Genomic DNA, 255 nt, shown 5'->3' with positions numbered 1-255 from the left:
CGTCGTCGCCGCGTCAATCGTCGGATCAGCCTGTCCGCGTTGTTGCCAACGTTCGATCGAGGCGGTCACGCGTTCAACATGCACGCGGCGGCGTTCGATTCGCTCGGCATGAATGACCGGATCGATGGTCGCCACCTGCTCGACCAGGCCGTATAGCGCCGCGTAATCGCGGTAGGTCTCGATATAGCGCAGATTCGTCTGGTGGAGCCGCGCGATCGGGTCGCTGCCCTCCTGCCTCGCAAGATTCGTCGATAC

The 255-nt window shown here is 62.7% G+C and carries 1 protein-coding gene; it reads right to left on the bottom strand.

All coding sequences use genetic code 11. The features are described 5' to 3' along the window. On the bottom strand, window positions 1–255 hold a 255-nt coding region (locus SB717_RS37675; protein WP_410908268.1), incomplete at both ends, for a hypothetical protein.

Source organism: Priestia sp. SIMBA_032 (assembly GCF_046535215.1).
GTDB lineage: Bacteria > Bacillota > Bacilli > Bacillales > Bacillaceae_H > Priestia > Priestia aryabhattai.
Note: the sequence above shows the minus strand (reverse complement) of the source record. Positions and strands in the feature narration are given on the sequence as shown.